Genomic DNA, 257 nt, shown 5'->3' on the forward strand with positions numbered 1-257 from the left:
CCCGGCTCCGAAAATAGCGGCGGCTCTTCGACGTTGATCGATGACTTTCCACGCGATGAGGAAATATAGAGTCCCCATTGCCGGGCCACCGTGAGCGGCAGCGAATATCCAAATCGCAGGTTGGTGCCGACCTTGCGCGCCATTTCTTGAGCGCGCGCCTGAACGTCAGAGCTGATGGCGATGACCTTTGTGCCGCGACGCTCATATTCAGGGATCAGCGATTCCAGCTCGCGCAGATATTTGAGGCAAACCGGGCA

The 257-nt window shown here is 58.0% G+C and carries 1 protein-coding gene; it reads right to left on the bottom strand.

Annotated elements, in window-relative coordinates; all coding sequences use genetic code 11:
- Positions 1–257, bottom strand: a 257-nt coding sequence (locus PY649_RS34985; protein ID WP_285873644.1) for a peroxiredoxin family protein, incomplete at both ends; no start/stop codon positions are given.

It is taken from the genome of Rhizobium mayense (assembly GCF_030272705.1).
Lineage (GTDB): Bacteria > Pseudomonadota > Alphaproteobacteria > Rhizobiales > Rhizobiaceae > Rhizobium > Rhizobium mayense.